A 20,649-nucleotide genomic window follows, 5' to 3' on the forward strand; every position below is an offset into this window, starting at 1 on the left:
GCCATACGATAACAACATATATTTCTATCATTTTATTCATTTCATTACATCTATCTCTGGATACTACGGGTATCCGGAGCTTTTTTAATTAGGAGGAAACAACATGCGTCATACCAATACAACACGGCATCCGTTGACAGAAAAAGAACTATTGGCCACGTTTTTACCGAAGAGTTGTGTTAATCAGCTACTACGGGAATACCAAAGCTTATATCACATTTTATTACATACGTCGGAGGCACAATTACAAGCCGTTCCCGGTGTCGGACGGAGAAACGCAAAACGGATCCGCTGCCTCCAAGAAGTCATCACGAAAGTGCAGGAAGAACGGACGAAACCCATCGCCAGCATCACCTGCTTGTCTGAGGCGATCCAATGTTTCCAGTTTTTAGCGGACCGGCAGCAGGAAGAACTCTGGGCCTTGCTGTTAGATGCCAAAAATCATATTTTACGAAAGAAACAGATTACCATTGGTACAGTCAATGCATCCCTGGCAACGCCTCGAGAAGTATTCCATGCGGCCGTACAGCAGATGGCAGCGGCAGTGATTGTGATCCATAACCATCCCTCCGGTGATTCTTCCCCGAGTACACAGGATACAGCGATGACGAAACGATTATTGGAAGCAGGAACACTGATGAATATCCAGCTGCTGGATCATATCATCATCGGAAAATATGACTGCTACAGTTTTCGGAAAGCCATGAATGAGTTATGGAAAGAAGATGATGAATAAGATGAACCAGTTGCAATTGATCATAGAAGCCAATCTGCCGGAACGGATGGTGCTGCAAGTCGGACGCGTATCCATCGGTTTGATTCAGACAAAAACAACACGGCAGGTATATATTGCCGTACAGGATGAAGAACGAAAGATAATGAAATTGAGCTTGCCGGCAGTACCGAATACTCCTCCAGACGAACATTTGATGCCGGATACGAAACACGTAACCGTACGGAAAGGAAGTGAATAATATGCCAGCCACACAATTTATCTGCCCGGATGGACAACATATTCCGATTCTGCAATGCCTGACAGCGTGTCCGAAACAGACACGCTGCATGTTTCTGCCAACACTCCGTGCCATTGCCAAATCCGTTAACCGTCCAATAGCAGAACCAACGGTGACGGAACTGATTGCCGGGGTGCGGGAAACGTATTTAAAGAAAACCATGCCCTATGTGGTATCACCCCAGCGTATTCTCTATGCGCTGCAGGGACAAGCCGTTCATACGATGCATGAACGCTGTACGCAGGGTGAAATCTTAAGCGAGATCCGATTGAAAGACCAGATTACCAGCGGTCAATTTGACCTCTACGGTAAGATTTTGGATACGGAAGAAGGAGTCTTAGGTGATTTAAAAGTCACGAGTTCCTATAAGCTGATGAAGGCATTGGGAATTTATAAACAAAAAATAGCAACCGGTGAAGTGTATAAAACCGGATTAAAAAAAGGACAGTTAAAATACAAAACAATTCTCTGTCATGACGGCGTACGACACGTATGGGACTGGGCCGTACAGCTCAACTACTACCGGATGCTCTTGGAACAGGCAGGATTTCCGGTACACCGGATGTATATCCAGGCACTTTGCCGGGACAGCGGGCTGCGTATTGCTGCCGAACGGGGAATTGACCAATCTTTGTATATCATTCCCATTTATAAAATCAGCAACCGATGGATCAACCGATATTTCAGCCAAAAAGCAGCACTGCTGCAGCAAGCAAAAGATACCCATATCCTACCTCCGATATGCTCCTCCCGGGAACGATGGCAGAATCGGAAATGCTTGGATTACTGCAATGGCAGAGAATATTGTCCCTACGGCAGAAAGCTGCAACAGTTTAGAAAAGCCGGGTAATGACCTATTAAAATAGTATCTGTCCGTTTTGTCCACACTGTCCTAAAAATATAATCCTATATGGATATTGTATATAGGTTATTTTTATCTTGCGGACAACGTGGACAGGTGGGACAGCCTTTATGCTATAGCTAAAAAAGGTACATAAAACAAATAGGAAAGGAAGAATAATAGTATGCCAAATTATGTGCAAAACAAGATGACGATTACCGGTCCCCATATCGGACAACTATGGGAAGCCATGAAAGGGAAGGCCAGCCTATTGGATTTCAACCGGATTATTCCGATGCCACAGTCCCTGCAAATCGAATCCAGTAGTGTAATGGAACTATCTTTTTATGCGGAAATATACCTGCAGGAAGAAATACTTCCGGACGGCCTACGAAGCCGCTATGAAAAAGAACGACATACGCATGAGTCGATTAAGGCGTATCTTCGCCGGATGGAAAAACAGCAGCAGATCAACCGGAATTTAGGTAAAAAAGCGTATCAGAATCAACAGCAATATGGATATACGGATTGGTATGGCTGGTCTATCGCACACTGGGGCACCAAATGGAATGCTATGGATGTGGTGATGACGGAGCCGGATCATACCATATCCTTCCAGACAGCATGGGCAGCACCGATACCTGTTATCCAAAAGTTGGCAGCGATGTTTTCAGAAAGTACCATTACGCATTTATGGGCCGATGAAGATATCGGTACGAACTGTGGATGGATGAGGTATCAAGACGGAAAATTGCAGGAAGACTATACAGCTCCTACTCATTCCAGTACGGCCTATGAAGTGTATGAAACCTGCTGGGGACCATCCCCCTGTCTCTATATCGATGATGAGGGACACAAACAGTATCACGGCTGCGAAGGCTGTCGTAACTGTGATGCTGCTGTGTGATGAGAAAAAATAGGATAGGTAAACTTCTATTTGTTACAAGGAGAGTGAATGTATATGAAAGCCTTAGCAAAAAAACTAATCGCCGTTATGAAAGATTGCGGATATGTTATGAAAAAAGGGGAAAACAAATACCATGGGTATACGTATACGACCAGTGCCGATGTACTGGAAAAAATAAATACGGCGTTCGTCCAATATGGAATTGCATCTGCGGCGGTACCGGAATTACTTCGGTTGGATGATATTACCACGGCAAAGGGAAATGTAGAAAAACTGGCAACCGTACGGATGGATATCCAGTTAACGGATATAGAATCCGGGGAAACGATCCAGATCACAGGACTGGGCAGCGGGCAGGATGGCGGAGATAAGGCGGTCATGAAAGCCCAGACCGCCGCCATTAAGTATGCCTATCTCCTGAGCTTTGCCATTAGTACCGGCGATGATCCGGAAGCCGACTGCCATACGGATGAAATAACAACCGCTCCAGAAGAAAAAACAGCACCTCATCATCAGATGCAGTCGGTACCGAACCGAACCCGGCAATCTACCCGACAGCCTGTTTGCAGTGTCTGCGGTACGGTAATCACGGAAAAGGTACTCCAGTTTTCCAAGGATAAATATGGCAGAGCCTTGTGTATGGACTGTCAGCGAAGTGCAAAAGGGATAGCGTAACATCGGAGACAGCGTATGTATGCGGATATTCCGCAGATACAGGCGCACCCGATACAATGAAATTATGAGATAATAGGAGAGAACCACCACAGGTATCCGACCCTTCTCGCATGTGAAAAAGGAGCAGAAAGCAGCCAGTCCTGCCTTTTGCTCCTTTTTATTTTTAAAAGAGGATTCTATATTATTTATAGCATTTATGTAGGGGTAATAAATAAAAAAGAAGAGGTACTGTACGGCGGAATATATCGTGGTATAATAAATTCCAGACTGCAAAAGTAGTGATTGTTGTAATTTATACTAAAGGAGTGACGTAGCAAATGATGTATTAATTACCTTATTATATAATGCATTATTATAGATTGAGAAAAAATGATATAGGAGATGACATCATTTTTATGATGAATAATCAAAGAGTTGAAGATACACAGGACGTTGTAGCTGTGTCTTTTTTAAGTTCATTATATACTGTTGTTAGAATCGTACATCCTTTTTCTAAAGAAGTACTTGTTGATTACAGCAACAAGGAATCACAACTCTTTAGTGGATGCTGTATCTGTTCCAAAAAACAGGCTCATCCTTGTAAACAAGATGGCTGTATGGCGGAAAAAGCATATATGGAAGAGAAAGGATTACATAAATTAGTCCGATATCACCATAAATTGTGGCTGGTTGCCGTAATCCCGCTGTTATATAAAGCAAAACCAAGTGTACTGGAACTGGTAAAAGATGTGACAAGTGCTTTAACAATTGAGGATGATGAGTATAGGGAAACGGTTTTATTTCAACAATTTTTTATGCAAATGAATGATACAATCGTTAAGGATAAATTAACGGGGCTGTATAATAAAAAGTATCTGTACTCCCGGCTGGACCGGGATATTCGGGAAGCAGCAGCCAATCAACAAACCGTATCACTTTTATTTATAGATTTAGATAAATTTAAATTGATTAATGATGACTGCGGACATATGGAAGGGGATCAGGTACTGGCGGATGTAGCAAAAATATTCTGTAATACGATTCGGATAAAAGAGGACTGGGCGTGCCGCTTTGGCGGAGACGAATTTATAGTATGCTTGAACAACGTGAAGGAAGCGTCTGCGTATCAGATTGCTGAACGAATTCGGATCAAGATTTTTCAATTACGACAAGATAAGGATCCAGGCATTTCAGCATCTATTGGCGTGTATACAATAAACATGAAAAAGACGCTGAGAAATATGTCCATGGAAGAAATAATAGATATGGCAGATAAACAGATGTACCTTGCCAAAAAACGGGGAGGAAACTGTACGGCAATGAACAGGTAGTGTTATGTAGATGGTGGACGAACTAGTAAAGAGTACCCGGGTACTAAAAGTAAAAATACGGAAACTGGATAGAAGCAGAGTTCATGGGAAATCCCGTGAACTCTGTTTTTATCCTATCAAGCAAGACTTGATAGGATGGTGTGGGCGGTATTTTGGATGCAAATAAAGGGCATATATTGAGAAAGCCTTAGGGTACAAAGAAGATAACGCGACACTGAAAACAGCGTATGTATGCGGATATCCAGCGGGTATATGCGAACCTGACATGCTGAAAGTATGAGATAATATAAATAAGAAATAAAGCGGGTATCAGGTTCTTTCCAGTATAGGATAAAAAATAGAAGGCAGCCAGCCCCGCTTTCTGTTTTTTTATGTAGCAAGTAGAAAAAATAGTGGGTATCCGAACAAGAGGTGATAGTGTTGTATGCAGATAAGGATACTGTATTTAAACAGATAGGAGCTAAAGTTGCCTATTACCGGAACATCCGGCATCTAACTCAAAAAGAATTGGCAATACTGGCGCATGTCAGTGTCAGTTCTATCGGACGGATTGAACGAGGGAAATATAACCATAATGTGCCAATGTCGATTCTGATTGATATTGCCAATGCCCTTAATATAGATATTTCTCTGCTGGTTACCTTCGAAGAAAAAGAAAAACAGATCTGGTGGGAGGAAGGCGGGAATATAGGGGCAAAGTAATACGGAAGATTGTAGTAAATAGGAGGGATAGATGAATGGATTTTTTAGGATTAGGTATGTTGATTGGTATTGGTGTTGTGGGGACGATCGTATTTGGAGTATTGTTGGCAAACAGCTTTATAATTAATCCCAGTCTGATGAGAATGTTCAGCCTTTGGTTAAGTTGTGTCGTCGGGACGACTGTTGTCGGATATATTCTGTTGAGCTGTTTGGCGAGTGCAGTAGGCTGGGTGATTGACTTTATCGAGGATGATTATATGTATATTATCGGCATCTTAATTATACTGTTCGGCATCCGGGCTTGGGCAAAGAGGTAACACTGCCAGCGTTTTTATACCATAGATAATCATATTAGGGAGGTATTTAGTAGTAATGGGAATCAACAGAATCAGTAGAAACTTGTGGAAATACGGACGGAATATCTTGTCGTATTTCAACCACTATAGGAAGAAAAAAGGGAGCAATCTGAGTGTGGCTGCTCTACTGTTTGTAATCAGTATATGTATAATGGGTTGTGGTCATGTTTCCTCTGTCAGTAAAATGGTGGGGATGTCTACCTCGGATTTTTTGAATCAGAAGGTAGAAGATACCAATCCCTATGCAGAGTTTGTCAACTATCCTCCGGAATCTGCAGAATATGCATTTTATCAGGTGAACCAGTATGCCGGTCCTTATTTTAATGGAATACGGGAAAAGATAAAACAGGCGGTAACAGATAATCCGCAGGAAATCGCTGTCCGGAAAGAAGACGGACAATGGATGCGGACGAATGGGACAAGTGATTATTATTACTGTGGGGAATTAAAAGAAAACAAACCGGATGGAATTGGTATTGTGTTTAAAAAGACAGGATATAAGAAGCCAAATACCCAGGAAGATGCCGTAGTAATCGAAGATGCGGGAGAATATAAAAAGGGGCGATTAAATGGGTATGGTCAAATATACAAGCGAAATCAGGCAACCGGGCATTATTATCTGAGTTATGAAGGAACAGTGCAGGATGGAACAGCGGAAGGTAATGGTATTTCGTATCAATTTATTTCGGTTAGTTTCCTGAAAAAGACAGCGTATTGTATAAACATTGGGAATTTCCACAAGGGAGAACTGCAGGGAAATTGCAAAATATATGTCAATGGTAGCCTGTTATATGAAGGTGAATATAAAGATAACGAATATAACGGAAAGGGAATCCTGTATTATCCGGATGGTGGCAAAAAATATGAAGGTGAATTTTCATCCGGTCAGTATGATGGGAAAGGTACTTCATATCTGAAGGATGGTAGTGTGGAATACAAAGGGAAATGGCGAAATAATGATTATGCCGGATGATGTTAACAACTGTTAATGGTATGAGCATGAGATTTATAAGATGCGTGAACAGAAATAGGCTATCTAGCGTGATGATGCAGAACGGAACGGCATCCGGAGACGGGTTCAGGATGTGATTGCCTTCTTGGATGAGTAGCCAATGAAAATTATTGAATACGAAGATCAGCTGGTTCGGCGGTTAATTGAGAAGATAACGGTTTTGATGATATCTTCAAAGTGGAGCTCAAATCGGGCATTGAGATAGAAATACAGATGTAAGATAACAGGCGCTTTGCATATATTGCAGAGTGCTTGTTTCATAAAAACAAAGTATTTATATGATAAACAATGAAGCATATATTACTATCGTTGACGCAGTTGCAATAAAAGTGATATTATGCACGTATAGTATCATTATCAGGTAATAAATGTAGGTAGTATCAATACCCAGACTGTTAATCAAGAGTCAGGAGATGAAGAAATAATGAAAAAACAGTTTTGTACAAAATGTGGGGCACCTTTGCGTGAAGATGCTAAATTTTGTGTTAAATGTGGTACTCCTGTCAAAAGTTTTGATGAAGGGAAAACAAATGTTTCTTCGGCTGATAATTTAAAAATCAAAAACGAAAGGCCACCAATAATAGAAAAGTCAGACAACATAGTTCTAGATAAAAATGTGGCACAAAATTCTGATATGGGAAATGAAGATAATGAAGATCCATTAAGTATTATGTTGGGTACACTGCTAGAAGAGCACCCTATACAGATGAAAACACAAGAACAATCAGTGGGTGTAGAACAACAGGAAAACAGACATACAATTTCTGGAAAAGTTAAAGAAAAATCAAAATTGATTGATGATTCACTTACCAAACAATCTGTTCAAACAGAACAGTCAAACTGTTTTTGCCCATATTGTTTTAAGTTGATCAACGAGGATGAAAATATATGTCCTCATTGTGGAGCCAGATTATTATTATCAGTAGAGACTAAAGCTGAAAATCGTCATAAGAATAATGATAGCAATAATAATTTACCGGACACTAGCAACAAAATGGCTTTTTACACAGTTATACTTATTGTAGTACTGTTTTTTGCGGGGTATTTTTACTGCTACAAGAATAATATTTTTTCTCAGCCTGTTAATATAACTGCGGAACAATTGATGGGTGATTATCGTAGGATAGGTTCCCTAGCTGCAGACAAAAAATATAAAGGGGAAAAACTTGCTATTAGTGGAACCGTGGTTAGAATAAGTGATTTTACTAATGCAGACAAAATAGGTGATTTTAGTGATACAGACAAAACTAAATGTATTACGTTGTACCAATGGTCTTATAATGGTACTCGGTATGTAGTAAATCTTGGAGTACCATCTGATAGGAAAGAGATTATTAATAATATACATGTAGGTGACCATATCGTTGCAACAGGAAATTTTTTAGGTTTTTCGGAACAGCAAAAAGGGCTTTCAATTTTTGTGATTGGTATGAATACCAGTGATATTAAAAAGCAGTAATTTTGTGGAGGTTTTTCATATGCCAAAATTTTGTCAAAGATGCAATAAACAATTTGGTGATGATGTTGATTTTTGTCCGTATTGCGGAAATTCCACTATAGAAGTCATTGATGAACTTAAAAAGGATGTTTGTCCAAAATGTGGAACACAATTAGTGGGCGATGAGATATTCTGCCCGTCTTGTGGAGTTGAATTATCAAAAACAAAAAATAATGGAGTAGAACATATTTGTCCATATTGTGGTACAAAACTTAATAAAGATGATGCCACCTGTCCTCATTGTGGAATGTCCGTTTCGGATGTTAATATATTTGATTGTATTGCTGACGAAATCAAAAAAGATGGATATGTTACACCCAGTTCTACCACATCACAAAGTTCACAGCCTCAATCCATGAAACATGTGGTTATTTCACAAAATCAGGGATTTTATGCTTTTGATTTTAAAAGGCGATTAAATAGAGCTGCTTATAATATACGATTAATTACGTCAGAAGTTATGAGTATTATTTTGGTATATATATTGTCCGCAATGTCGATGCCGACGCATAATAAATTTGGACTCTATATACTTGTTATTGTTGTTGTTATTGCTAATATTTATCAAATTCTTATCTCAGTTCAACGACTACATGACCTAAATCAATCAGGGAAAATTGCGGGATTTCTAGTTATTCCTATTATAAATTTATTTCTTTTAAGTTACCTTATCTTTTTTAAAGGTACATCAGGTGATAATCAGTATGGATTGGATCCATTAGAATGAAATTGTATGCCGATATATAGCTGTAAAAGAGAAGAAGATGATTCAGTGTTACGTATGCATAAAACTGTAATATTATTAATTGTGTCAAGTTTCTTGATCTTTTATGGTGATTGTTTTGTGAATGCTGCGACTAGTAGCATTATGCAACAAATATCAACAGATAGAATTTTTAGGCTTGGCATGGGAATATTAGGAATAATTTTATTGATTTGTTTATGTGGACTAATATTAAAAGTCGTTGTTGGTGGAACTAAGGCTGTAAAAAAAGGAATTGTCGTAGCTAAGAACAATGTACAGGAAAATGTTATGCCAATACTTAAAAATAGTAGTGGTGATAATTACTGGAATCATTTGAACAGTGTATTGCAAAATATAGAAGATCCTATCATGGGAAGAATGCTCATAACAACACGTATATGTAAAGCCATAGTAAATAAGACGATTATTACCAATAATTCTTTGAATTGTTAACTTTATGTGGATAATTATTTGTCATTTAACTAAAAGATTGAATGGTTTACAATATATTGTTTTACTTCCGATAAGGTTTTTTTAAGGTTATTCAACAAAAAAACGGCCTCACGGTAAATGCCCGTGAGGCCAGTATTTATCTATGGAGCGGATGAAGGGGATCGAACCCTCGTATCAAGCTTGGGAAGCTTGTATTCTACCACTGAATTACATCCGCAAAGGTACTTTAGTAGTATACCAAAATGTAAGGTAATTGTAAATATATAAATTTAGAAATGTCGTTGATTTTTCAGTTCCTTGTACTCATCCAGAAGATTTGGCGGCGTGTCACTTTTAAATATATAGTCTGGAGCAGCAGCGGCAGCTTTTTCAACAGCTGCTTTAAAGTCGTAATAAACTTGCCATTTTGATTCTACCAGTTCGTGTCCCGTCTGACGCAGGAGAAATGCTGGGTGGTAAGTGGGTATAACCGGAATTTCATTATAGTCGAACCATTTGCCGCGGTTACGCATAATACTGGCTGTGTGTCCATAGAAATATTGAAAAGCAACTTTTCCCAAACAGACAATGACTTTTGGCTGAATTAGTTCGATTTCTTTTGCTAGATGGATATTGGCGCAAAACTTACCTTCTTCTAATGTTGGGGTTCGGTTGCCTTTAGGACGGCATTTTACAATATTTGTAACATAGACATGATCTCTGGTGAGTCCGACACTCCATAAGGCTTTGTCCAATAATTTGCCTGAGGGGCCTACAAGCGGGACCCCAAATTCATCTTCCACGCCGCCGGGACCTTCGCCGACGAACATCAAGGGGGAGGCTGGATCTCCGGAATATCGTGTAGGACCGCGATTTCCTTCATGGCGTAAAGGACATGCTTCACAGGTCATGAGTGTATCCAGCCATGGTTTCATTTCTTCGTTTGTCATCGTACTCTTCCTTCCGTAAGTGTAATTCCCTCCATAATGAGGGCGCAAAATTTGGCGCCGGTGACAGCCGCAGCGTCATCAGGAGCTACTAACACTTGTTGTCCTCTCATTCCGGCACTGATACTGATCGTGTCATGTTGTTTAGCTGATTCATCAATGTAGGTGGGAAATTGTTTTTTCATGCCGATGGGAGAGCAGCCGCCGCGGATATAGCCGGTCAAAGCTAATAATTCTTTCACGTGAAGGAGATGAACATTTTTATTGCCGCTGCATTGAGCTGCTTTTTTTAAATCCAGTTCTTTATCGCAGGGAATACAGAAGACGACCGGTCCGGTTTTATTCCCTTGTGCAACTAACGTTTTGAATACTGCTTCGGGGTTCAACCCAAGTTCTGCTGCCGCATGTACCCCTGATAAATCAGTTTCGTCATAATCATAAGCTTTTGTTGCATAGACTATTTGTTTTTTATCTAAAATACGCATTACGTTTGTTTTTTTTGTTTTAGCCATTTTAAACCTCTTTTGATAGGGAAAGGAGTGATTGCAAATTTGTTGAACTTGCTTTTACTATAGCACAATTAACTGGCCGAGAAAAGGCAATGATCGACATATAGTTGCCACAGGTCTTCAAAGTTATTATAATAAAAATGGAAAAGAATTATATATTGTTTTACTTAGACTATATGAATAGGAAGAACGTTTATGGAATGGATATTTTTGGTTATCGCAGGATTTTTGGAAATTACATGGGCCGTAACTTTAAAGTTTACCGAAGAATTTACCCGATTTTGGCCTTCCCTATTTACCGGAGCGGCTATGCTGGGCAGCGTGTTTTTTTTGGATTTATCTCTTCGGTCTTTGCCAATCGGTACAGCGTATGCAGTATGGACCGGAATTGGAGCGGCAGGTACTGCTATTATTGGCATGCTGTGGCTAGGTGAGCCGCGGGCGATAGGGCGCATGGTATGTATTTTTTTGATTATTGCAGGGGTTATTGGACTGAAATTGAATCTTTGATTATGATAGTTTAAACCTTTTTGATATGGTATAATAAGACAAAGCAGATGCTAGGAGGGGATAATATGGGCAGGGAAGAAAAAACGATTTGGTCGGAAGAAAGAATTTTTGCGGTCAATCATAGTACCCATGCAGCAGCGTCGGCACGTCGTTTTTTTTCCATGACGGATGCCGATGATACCATAGAGCTTACACATTGTGAGTACGCTGCGGAAGTACGACAATATTTTCACACATTGTTTCCCCATAGACGGTGGACTATTTTTTCCGATACATTGGATAATCCATTACCGGTGCATGTAGAATTATTGCATCCTACCGTGGAAGAACCATTTTATCTTTTACATACAATAGGGATGAGTGCAGCTCCTATGCACTATCCAACAGGTCAAAATTCACCGGAAGATAAAGAGGCTTATGGTGAATTGTGTATGCTGCTGCCAGGGAATTGGCCGTTTGATACTAAGGGAGATCGCTGTATATCAGTTACGGATGAAGCAGCCTGGCCTATTCGTCTTCTTATGGAATTGGGACGATTTCCTCATGTTCACAAGCTATGGATGTCATATGGATTTGTTTTGCCAAATACGGAAAATTGTGATCCTTTTGCAAAAACAACAAAATTGTCAGGGGTTCTTATTGTTCAGTTTGAAGGAGCATTAGGTGAGATGCAGACTCATGATGGAACAACGATTCAGATTTTAATGCCGTACTTAATATATAAGGAAGAAATAGAATTATATGATGAAATAGGTCCGGACGAATTAATTGAACGAATTTTGAATTGCAATGAGGAATCCTTTTTATTGGATATTCATCGACCTAATGTGGCAATTCATTGATTTTTTGAATATTTTTAAAGTGGAATAGAGAAAGGAAATGAACTATTTTGTTTTCCAGTGATTATACAGTAGCTCCTCGAACATTAGAAGAAGTTTACAGTGCATACAAAAGCGTTGCTTCTTCGGTGCTTGTCGCAGGGGGTAAAGGCTTGAGCCATCATACCGATCATTATGATTTGGCGATTGATTTGTCTAATCTTGGGTTGAACTATATACATGATAGCGGGGATGAAATTTTGATTGGTGCAATGACAACGCTGGATGCAATTGGTGCGTATCCCTTTTTTCGAAGTTTTGGAGGAGGCGTTGTTTCAAGATATATTCATACGTTGACCGATGATGAATTACGCCAACATGCTACTATTGGCGGTGTTCTTGCATGTAAAATGCCTTTTTCTGTATTAATACCTATCCTGCTTTGCTTAACTGTAGATGTTGAGCTCCATGATAAAGGACGCATGAGTTTGAATGATTATTTATATTGTCCGCCCATGGGTGAATTGATTACATGTGTATCCATTGCCAAAGAACGATTATATACTACCTATGCTGCTATGCGTATTTTACCGACGGATGAACCGTATTTGACGGGAGCTGTAGTTTTAAGAGAAAATTCATGGCGGATCGTTGTCGGCGGTCGTCCTGCTATTGCGGCTGTTGCTGAAAATGCAAGTGAATTACTAACGGAAAAAGGAATGACTATTCGGGAGAATGTTGCACGAGTTGCCAGTGAAGAACTTGAATTTGAAAATTATGGGACATGTTCTGAGCAGGAACGTCGCAAAATTACAGTGAAGATGGTTCGTGACCTTATCAATTCGGCATGGAAAGGTTTCAGCCGGCTGCGAAATGAAATCAATAAGGAATACTCGGAAAAAATCTAATAAAATCCTAAATAAACGGAGGCAGAAACATGATAGAAGATAAACGCTGGCGTCGTTTGCTAGTTCCTGGAATTACGGCGATTGTTGGGGCCGGCGGGAAAACGACAGTATTAGAAAGATTGGGTATGTATGGGCATAAGGGAAACTTGCCGATATTGATAAGCAGTACGGTGCCGGTAGAAAGTGCACAGGTGGATAATGTAGAACCTTTTGATGTTATTTGTACGGATGATATTGAAAAAGGAGAAAGATTTTGTTCTTCCCGGATTGGAGAAGGACGTATTCCAGCTTGGTTTTTTGGTATTGATGGTGCAGATCGTTATATAGGGCTTCCTTTATCTATTGTATCTGTATTGAAGAAGCATCACCCCGAATGGTATATTCTTCTCGAGGCAGATGAAACTCGAAATAAATGGGTAAAAGCTCCTAAGGCAGGTCAAACTGCAATTCCGCAAAATTGTGATGTTCTAATAGGCGTATTGAATTTGCAGATGTTAGGACATGCGTTAAAGGCTGAACGAGTAGAGGGGGTAGAGATAGCTTCTACTATTATGGGACGGCCTGAAGGGGCCATTGTAACTCCGGCTCTTTTAGCTAAGATTGTCAAGCATCCGCAGGGAATGTTTCGTGGGGCAGATTGCCGGCGGATTTTATTTTGCACTGGATATAATGCGGTGCAGCATCGTATGACGGAAGCCTTGCTTGATGAATTGACCGATATTGGCTTGACTGCTATTGTTTTGGCAGATGGATATAAAGATACTTGTGCTATACGACAATATATTAATTATAGTGAATGACTTGCAGGCAAAGAAGGACAGTATTTATGAAGTTTAAGATTTTGGTTGGTGTGGGCGTAAGTTTGTTGATAATTGCCGCTGGTGCATATATGCATACTGATGAAGAATTTGATTTTGCTGATTCTACAGGTGAATTCAACCATCTCTTTTCCATGTTATCAGAAACTAAAGCGGCATATATTGGCCAAAATTTTTCCTTGCCGGATGCAGATAGTAATGTCCCTGTATATGATAAATATACACTTAAGCAGCGAAGAGAAAAAGGATTACCTCTTACTTATGGCAAAACAAGAGAATATTTTTATGGTGATCATGTTGTATATTTAACGTTTGATGATGGCCCTAACAAAGATAATACGGATAAAATTCTTAATATTTTGGAAAAAGAAAAAATTCATGCGACATTTTTTCTTATGGGTAAAAATATTGAAAAGAATCCGGATATAGTAAAACGGATTTACGAAGATGGAGATGCTATAGGACTTCATTCATACAGTCATGATTATAAAAAATTATATCGTTCTCCCAGGGCCTATACTGATGAATTAGAAAAAACAGAAGAGCTGATTTACAATATTATTGGTGTCCGTCCTATCATTTCACGAGCGCCGGGCGGCACATCCGGTCATTTTACCAAAGCGTATTGGAGGGCCGTCAATGACCTGGGTTATATAGAGGTTGGCTGGAATGCGCTTACAGGTGATGCGGATGGAACGGGACGTACGGCAGGCCAGGAAGTGACCAATATTCAAAAACAACTTGTCATACGTCCGTATTTGAACAGTCACTTGGTTATTCTTATGCATGATGCCGTAGGGCATGAGGCAACGGTGCAGGCTTTACCACAGATTATAAAACTGCTTAAGAGTCAAGGATATATATTCCGGGTTGTGACAACGGCAATTCCGCCGGCTTGGTAAAAAAATAGATAGGTAAAACGTTTAATAAGTGAAAATGCTAAAATAATGTATTTTTTTCCTTGACAAATTAAGTTGAGAAGGATAGAATAAGCACAATAAATTTTTGAAAAGTTGCAGAGGGAGAATATCCAAAATGAAGTTACAATCTATGTTACAAACTGCAATTGCATATGGTTTTTGGTACGACTTTAGCCGGGTATACTTTTATTACGCCGGTTATTTTTGCTATGCCAAATCATATATGCAGTCGATCAACATGGGAGCACTTCAACGTATACCTTCAATAGCAACGTATTAGTATACGAATACGCACTGACAGGAGCAGGCTCATGAGAGCCTGCTTTTTTTGTTGGAGAATGGGGAGGAAAATTTATTATGATTATTGTGTTAAAACAAGGAACGCCACAGAAAGAAATCGAGAAAATTAAACGATCTATTCAAATGAAAGGACTGCAAATTGATGAAAGCAGAGGGGCAAAAAAAACAGTTATGGGACTTGTAGGGGATACATCAGTTATTGATGGAGAACAACTTAAGGCAAATGAGTATGTGGAAAAGGTCATGAGAGTATCGGAACCTTATAAAAGAGCCAGCCGATCTTTTCACCCTGAGGATACCGTTGTAGATATTGGGGATGTCAAAATCGGAGGCAAAAAAATTGCTGTGATTGCCGGGCCGTGTTCTGTTGAATCACAGCAGCAGATAGATGGTATTGCCGAAGCTGTCAAACTTTCTGGGGCGGCTATGTTGCGAGGGGGGGCATTTAAACCTCGGACATCTCCGTATTCGTTCCAAGGGTTACGAGATAGTGGATTGGAGATGCTTCATCATGCCAGTAAAAAAGCCAAGATTCCTGTTGTGACAGAAATTATGTCGGCAGATAAACTGGGAGCATTTTTAGATGATGATATTGATGCTATACAAATTGGTTCCCGGAATATGCAGAATTTTGAATTACTGAAAGCTGTCGGTAAAGTGAATAAACCGGTTTTATTAAAACGCGGATTGTGTGCTACTATTGAAGAATGGCTTATGTCGGCAGAATATATTATGGCAGGTGGAAATCGTAATGTAATTCTCTGCGAACGCGGTATTCGTACGTTTGAAGAGTATACGAGAAATACACTTGATTTAAGTGCTATCCCAGCTATAAAAAGGGAAAGTCATCTGCCCATCCTTGTTGATCCCAGCCATGCCACCGGTAAGCGCTGGATGGTTGAACCGATGGCTAAAGCAGCCATTGCTGCCGGTGCTGACGGTATCATGGTAGAAGTTCATAATGACCCGGATAATGCTTTATGTGACGGAGCTCAATCGATTACCCCACAGATGTTTGATCATTTGATGAATTCGCTGCGACAGATAGCACCTATTGTAGAACGAGAACTATAAATCATAGTAAAAAGTTGATTGAGGTGAAACAGCGTGGATAATTCGGAAAGCGATTTTACGGACTTTACGATAGGAATTATAGGATTGGGACTGATGGGTGGGTCTTATGCCAAAGCATTGAATCATGTAGGCGTGCAGCATATTATTGGCATTGATAAAAATTTGCAGACCGTAGAACAAGCGCTTGCAGAAAATCTTATTGAAATGGGCGATATTTGTGGAAATAACGCTTTGAAAAAAGCAGATTTGTTGATTTTTTGCCTATCTGCAAGTGATATGATAGAATTTATCCGTAAATATCAAAAGAATTTTAAGCCCGATGTAATTTTGACAGACATAGCGGGCATTAAGGGAAATACAATACATATCATACAGCAGTTGCTTTGTGATGAGATGGACTTTATTCCCGGCCATCCTATGGCAGGGAAGGAAGGATCGGGATTATCTCAGTCCGATGCTTCTGTTTTTCAGGGAGCTAATTATATTTTGATACCGCAGGAAAAAAATAAGACAGAAAATATCCGGCTTATTGCCAGGATAGCCAAGGAAATAGGATGCGGACATGTTATATGCGTGACAGCAGAAGAACATGATCGTATGATTGCATATACAAGCAGTCTTCCTCATGTAGTGGCGACGGCGCTTGTTAACAGTAATTCTATGGATGCCAGAACAAAGTATTTTGTTGCCGGCAGTTTTCGGGATGGGACTCGCGTGGCTGATATCAATGCACTTTTATGGACTCAGTTATTTATGGCGAATAGGCAGAATCTGCTTGAAGAAATCAACCGGTTTAAAAACTCTTTAGAAGATTTTACAGAACTTTTAGTGAACAGTGATAAAGACAAAATGATGGAGTATCTTGAAAAAGCCGCTGTTCGCAGAAGGGAACTTACTAGTGGAAAACATACAGGTTAATTTAGGAAAAGATTCCTATAGCATTTATGTGCAGAATGGATTGCTCGATATATTGGGGAGTGCTGTTCGAAGGATAAGCCATACAAATAAAATAGCCGTTATCAGTGATAATACGGTAGACCGCTTGTATGGAAACAGATTGCAAACTGCTTTAAATAATAGCGGAATAGAAAGCAAGCGCATTATATTTTCTGCAGGGGAGCAAAGTAAAAATATAGAAACGCTAGCCCAAATTTATGCAGCTCTTTCTGATTTTTCCATTACTCGGAGCGACGCGATCATTACTTTTGGCGGTGGTGTTCCCGGAGATTTGGGAGGCTTTGCAGCAGCGACGTATTTGCGAGGAATTCCTTTCATTCAAATTCCTACGACGGTTTTAGCGCAAGTGGATAGCAGTGTAGGAGGGAAAGTTGCAATTAATCTTCCTTCGGGTAAAAATTTGGCCGGTTGCTTTTATCAGCCTAAAGCTGTATTTATTGATCCGGAATTAGTACGAACGCTGCCTGAACGTATAGCACATGATGGATTAGCCGAAGTTATTAAATATGGGTGTATCTGCAATGAAAAACTTTTCACATTATTTGAACAGTCTTCCGGAGATGATGAAATAAGCCTATGTTGGCAAAAAATTATCAAGACTTGTTGTGAAATTAAAGCAAGCATTGTAGAACATGATGAACACGATACAGGGGAACGGATGCTTTTGAACTTTGGGCATACGATAGGGCATGCCATTGAAAAATATTATGGGTATGGAACCTATACCCATGGAGAAGCAGTAGCTATAGGAATGATGCTTTTGACCGCACAAACGGAGGCATTGGGACTTACTGAAAAGGGTACAACAGAAAGAATCCGAAAAGTACTTCAAAAGTTTCATTTACCGGTTATGATGGAGGCATCGGGAAAAGAGTTATTGAAATATATTGGCCATGACAAAAAGAAGCACGGTGATGATATAACTTTTATTATTTTAGAACGTATTGGCAAAGGAAAACGTTTTCCAGTCCTTGGCCCGGATATTTCCACATATATTTCGAAAGGAGATTTAGCATGAATCTCGTATTAACTCCTAGAAAATTAACAGGTACCGTTACCGTTCCCTCTTCCAAAAGTCAAGGGCACCGTGAATTGATTTGTGCAGCACTGGCTCAGGGGAAAAGTGTTGTAGGAAATATCACAGCTTCTGAAGATATTACTGCTACTTGTCGAATTTTACGACAGATGGGTGCTGCTATTCAAGAAATTGCTGATGGAAGACCGGATCGCATAAAATATTACGTGCACGGAGGGTTGCGCAAACAAGAAACACCGTTAATTGTGCATTGCGGCGAATCAGGATCGACACTGCGTTTTCTCATACCGGTAGGACTTATCAGTGGGAATACCGTTACCTACATTGGCAGCGGACGTCTGGCAGAACGACCGTTGCAGCCATACTATGATGTATTTGATAAGTGTGATGTTCACTATGAAATACAAGAAAAAGGACTTCCCCTGCAAGTTTCCGGGGGATTAACACCGGGGCGGTATGCCCTGCCAGGAAATATAAGTTCTCAATTTTTCACAGGACTTCTTTTAGCACTGCCGCTTATTCAGGGAGATTCTCTTTTATGCAGTACGACGACACTTGAATCAGCAAGTTATGTAGATATGACGTTGGCTTGTCTCAAAAAACATGGCATTGTAATTGAGAAAAAAGAAAACGGGATATACTTTATTCCGGGACAACAACATTTTCAAGCGGGCAAATATACGACAGAAGGAGATTATTCTCAAGCTGCTTTTTGGCTGGCGGCAGGAATTATCGGAAAAAAGATATGCTGTCAGGGGTTGCAGTCGGAAACATGTCAGGGAGATAAAGCTATTATTTCTATTATTCGTCGTATGGGGGGGAGCCTTTATACGGAAGATTCCATCATAACAACCGCATCAAAGCTGCAGGGAATGGTGATAGATGCGGCAGATTGTCCGGATTTGGTTCCTATATTGACGGTGCTTGCTTCATTAAGCTGCGGTATTACACATATTATTCATGCCGGCCGTGTACGGCTGAAAGAATGTGATCGTCTTCATGCGATGGCGGTAGAACTTAACAAATTAGGAGCCGATGTGCGGGAAGAACCGGAAGGGTTGCTTATATGTGGTGTGGATCATCTGAGGGGGGGGCGTGTCAGTGCTTGGGGTGATCATCGGATTGCTATGTCGCTGGCAATTGCGGCACAATGCTGCAGTGATAAGATTATTGTTGAGGGTGCAGAATGTGTTCGCAAGTCATATCCTGGTTTTTGGAATGATTATGCTGAACTCGGCGGAATTATTGAAAAGGAAGGATAAAAGGGCATGGCAAATATATTTGGAAAGTATCTGACTATATCACTGTTTGGAGAGTCTCATGGCCGTTCTGTAGGAGCGGTTTTGGATGGTATTCCGGCAGGAGAAACCATTGATTGGGAATTAGTGCGTAAAACGATGTCCCGCAGGGCGCCCGGAAAAAATCTCTTATCTACATCGAGAAAAGAAAACGATGATTTTGAAATCCAAAGCGGTTATTTTAAAGGACATACAACAGGAACACCGTTGTGTTTCCGTATTTGTAATGTCGATCAGCATTCTGGTGATTATGATAATCTCCGTCATATCATGCGTCCCGGCCATGCTGATTTCACCGGTCATGTTCGTTATGATGGATTTAATGATTATCGAGGCGGCGGACATTTTTCGGGACGGCTGACGGCTCCGCTTGTTTTTGCCGGAGCGATTGCAGCGCAATTGCTGGAACGCCGCGGTATTACAATAGGTGTTCATATACAGCAAATTGGAAATATTAAAGACCGGCAGTTTTGTCCTATGGGAGAAGATGCGTCATTGCTTAAGTCACTTAGGCAAAAAGAATTACCGTTGTTGGAAGAGGACAAAGCGTTTCCTATAGAAAATCTCATTACTCAGACGAAAGAAAAACTTGATTCTGTAGGCGGAGTTATAGAGGGTATGGTTGTTGGATTGCCTGCGGGATTAGGAGATCCTTTCTTTGATTCCGTCGAAAGTATGTTGAGTCATATGTTTTTCTCTATACCTGCAGTGAAGGGAATTGAATTTGGAGATGGTTTTTTACTATCGGAAATGCATGGTTCAGAAGCAAACGATGCAATGCAGTATGAAAAAGGTAAGGTAGTTACAGTCTCTAATCATAACGGAGGAATTCTCGGCGGTATTACAAATGGGATGCCTCTTGTCTTTCGGCTTGTTATTAAACCCACTCCTTCTATTGGGCGAAAACAAGAAACGATTGATTTAGATACACAAAAAAATTGTTCTATTGAAATTAAAGGACGTCATGATCCTTGTATCGTGCAGCGAGTAGTTCCCGTCATTGAAGCAGTAACGGCTTGGACACTTCTCGATATGTGGATGATGGCGAATTCCAGGAGATGAT

At 40.2% G+C, this 20,649-nt stretch carries 24 protein-coding genes and 1 tRNA gene; 22 read left to right on the top strand and 3 right to left on the bottom strand.

Translation table 11 applies throughout. The features are described 5' to 3' along the window. Window positions 1–103: 103 nt before the first annotated feature. The 12 genes from NXG62_RS12400 to NXG62_RS12455 all read left to right on the top strand — a co-directional run bounded on the left by NXG62_RS12400 (window position 104) and on the right by NXG62_RS12455 (window position 9,512). On the top strand, window positions 104–736 hold the full coding sequence (locus tag NXG62_RS12400; protein ID WP_427112738.1) for a JAB domain-containing protein: 633 nt from the start codon (window positions 104–106) through the stop codon (window positions 734–736). After that, window positions 708–974, top strand: a complete 267-nt coding sequence (locus NXG62_RS12405; RefSeq protein ID WP_427112739.1) for a hypothetical protein — start codon at window positions 708–710, stop codon at window positions 972–974. The genes NXG62_RS12400 and NXG62_RS12405 overlap by 29 nt, the downstream gene beginning before the upstream one ends. Before the next feature lies 1 nt (window position 975). Continuing rightward, the gene (locus NXG62_RS12410) at window positions 976–1,863 is read left to right on the top strand and encodes a hypothetical protein (RefSeq protein WP_427112740.1); all 888 of its coding nucleotides are present in this window, start codon (window positions 976–978) and stop codon (window positions 1,861–1,863) included. Between the two features lie 175 nt (window positions 1,864–2,038). After that, entirely contained in the window at window positions 2,039–2,761 is a 723-nt protein-coding gene (locus NXG62_RS12415; RefSeq protein ID WP_427112741.1) for a hypothetical protein, read from the top strand. Between the two features lie 54 nt (window positions 2,762–2,815). Further along, window positions 2,816–3,436 (top strand): ERF family protein, encoded by a 621-nt coding sequence (locus NXG62_RS12420; protein ID WP_427112742.1) that lies wholly within the window; start codon window positions 2,816–2,818, stop codon window positions 3,434–3,436. Window positions 3,437–3,831: 395 nt separating this feature from the next. Continuing rightward, complete coding sequence (locus NXG62_RS12425) at window positions 3,832–4,746, top strand: GGDEF domain-containing protein (protein WP_427112743.1); 915 nt, start codon at window positions 3,832–3,834, stop codon at window positions 4,744–4,746. Between the two features lie 417 nt (window positions 4,747–5,163). Then, the gene (locus tag NXG62_RS12430; protein WP_427112744.1) at window positions 5,164–5,448 is read left to right on the top strand and encodes a helix-turn-helix domain-containing protein; all 285 of its coding nucleotides are present in this window, start codon (window positions 5,164–5,166) and stop codon (window positions 5,446–5,448) included. Between the two features lie 35 nt (window positions 5,449–5,483). Then, a complete protein-coding gene (locus tag NXG62_RS12435) occupies window positions 5,484–5,765 on the top strand; it encodes a hypothetical protein (RefSeq protein ID WP_427112745.1) in 282 nt (93 codons plus the stop codon). Between the two features lie 55 nt (window positions 5,766–5,820). After that, window positions 5,821–6,777 carry a hypothetical protein gene (locus NXG62_RS12440; protein ID WP_427112746.1) on the top strand — a complete coding sequence of 319 codons (957 nt, stop codon included), beginning with the start codon at window positions 5,821–5,823 and terminating at the stop codon, window positions 6,775–6,777. A 463-nt stretch (window positions 6,778–7,240) separates the two neighbouring features. After that, window positions 7,241–8,275 (top strand): zinc-ribbon domain-containing protein, encoded by a 1,035-nt coding sequence (locus tag NXG62_RS12445; protein WP_427112747.1) that lies wholly within the window; start codon window positions 7,241–7,243, stop codon window positions 8,273–8,275. Window positions 8,276–8,294: 19 nt separating this feature from the next. Further along, window positions 8,295–9,041 (top strand): DUF805 domain-containing protein, encoded by a 747-nt coding sequence (locus tag NXG62_RS12450; protein WP_427112748.1) that lies wholly within the window; start codon window positions 8,295–8,297, stop codon window positions 9,039–9,041. A gap of 6 nt (window positions 9,042–9,047) precedes the next feature. Further along, window positions 9,048–9,512, top strand: coding sequence for a hypothetical protein (locus tag NXG62_RS12455; protein WP_427112749.1), 465 nt, complete (start codon window positions 9,048–9,050; stop codon window positions 9,510–9,512). A gap of 143 nt (window positions 9,513–9,655) precedes the next feature. On the opposite strand, the gene NXG62_RS12460 is transcribed toward NXG62_RS12455, so the two are convergent. The 3 genes from NXG62_RS12460 to ybaK form a co-directional block, all read right to left on the bottom strand. After that, a tRNA-Gly gene (locus NXG62_RS12460) sits at window positions 9,656–9,729 on the bottom strand. Between the two features lie 52 nt (window positions 9,730–9,781). Further along, a complete protein-coding gene (locus NXG62_RS12465; RefSeq protein WP_427112750.1) occupies window positions 9,782–10,441 on the bottom strand; it encodes a uracil-DNA glycosylase in 660 nt (219 codons plus the stop codon). After that, a complete protein-coding gene (gene ybaK / locus NXG62_RS12470; RefSeq protein ID WP_427112751.1) occupies window positions 10,438–10,950 on the bottom strand; it encodes a Cys-tRNA(Pro) deacylase in 513 nt (170 codons plus the stop codon). The genes NXG62_RS12465 and ybaK overlap by 4 nt, the downstream gene beginning before the upstream one ends. Window positions 10,951–11,142: 192 nt before the next feature. Between ybaK and NXG62_RS12475 the strand changes: the two genes are divergently transcribed. The 10 genes from NXG62_RS12475 (at window position 11,143) to aroC (ending at window position 20,648) form a co-directional block, all read left to right on the top strand. After that, window positions 11,143–11,457, top strand: coding sequence for a DMT family transporter (locus tag NXG62_RS12475; RefSeq protein WP_427112752.1), 315 nt, complete (start codon window positions 11,143–11,145; stop codon window positions 11,455–11,457). 65 nt (window positions 11,458–11,522) lie between these two features. Beyond that, window positions 11,523–12,299: a suppressor of fused domain protein gene (locus NXG62_RS12480; RefSeq protein WP_427112753.1), complete on the top strand. Its 777-nt coding sequence runs from the start codon at window positions 11,523–11,525 to the stop codon at window positions 12,297–12,299. A 47-nt stretch (window positions 12,300–12,346) separates the two neighbouring features. Next, entirely contained in the window at window positions 12,347–13,183 is an 837-nt protein-coding gene (locus NXG62_RS12485) for an FAD binding domain-containing protein (RefSeq protein ID WP_427112754.1), read from the top strand. Window positions 13,184–13,212: 29 nt separating this feature from the next. Further along, entirely contained in the window at window positions 13,213–13,983 is a 771-nt protein-coding gene (gene yqeC, locus NXG62_RS12490) for a selenium cofactor biosynthesis protein YqeC (protein ID WP_427112755.1), read from the top strand. A 26-nt stretch (window positions 13,984–14,009) separates the two neighbouring features. Continuing rightward, the gene (locus NXG62_RS12495) at window positions 14,010–14,903 is read left to right on the top strand and encodes a polysaccharide deacetylase family protein (protein WP_322351546.1); all 894 of its coding nucleotides are present in this window, start codon (window positions 14,010–14,012) and stop codon (window positions 14,901–14,903) included. Window positions 14,904–15,278: 375 nt separating this feature from the next. After that, window positions 15,279–16,295, top strand: coding sequence for a 3-deoxy-7-phosphoheptulonate synthase (gene aroF / locus NXG62_RS12500; RefSeq protein WP_427112756.1), 1,017 nt, complete (start codon window positions 15,279–15,281; stop codon window positions 16,293–16,295). 33 nt (window positions 16,296–16,328) lie between these two features. Continuing rightward, window positions 16,329–17,213 (top strand): prephenate dehydrogenase, encoded by an 885-nt coding sequence (locus tag NXG62_RS12505; protein WP_427112757.1) that lies wholly within the window; start codon window positions 16,329–16,331, stop codon window positions 17,211–17,213. Further along, window positions 17,194–18,270, top strand: coding sequence for a 3-dehydroquinate synthase (aroB, locus tag NXG62_RS12510; protein WP_427112758.1), 1,077 nt, complete (start codon window positions 17,194–17,196; stop codon window positions 18,268–18,270). Before NXG62_RS12505 ends, aroB begins: the two co-directional genes overlap by 20 nt. Continuing rightward, the gene (gene aroA / locus NXG62_RS12515) at window positions 18,267–19,550 is read left to right on the top strand and encodes a 3-phosphoshikimate 1-carboxyvinyltransferase (RefSeq protein WP_427112759.1); all 1,284 of its coding nucleotides are present in this window, start codon (window positions 18,267–18,269) and stop codon (window positions 19,548–19,550) included. Before aroB ends, aroA begins: the two co-directional genes overlap by 4 nt. 6 nt (window positions 19,551–19,556) lie before the next feature. Next, window positions 19,557–20,648: a chorismate synthase gene (gene aroC, locus NXG62_RS12520; RefSeq protein ID WP_427112760.1), complete on the top strand. Its 1,092-nt coding sequence runs from the start codon at window positions 19,557–19,559 to the stop codon at window positions 20,646–20,648. Window position 20,649: the final 1 nt, after the last annotated feature.

It is taken from the genome of Megasphaera sueciensis (genome assembly GCF_050219315.1).
GTDB lineage: Bacteria > Bacillota > Negativicutes > Veillonellales > Megasphaeraceae > Megasphaera_A > Megasphaera_A sueciensis.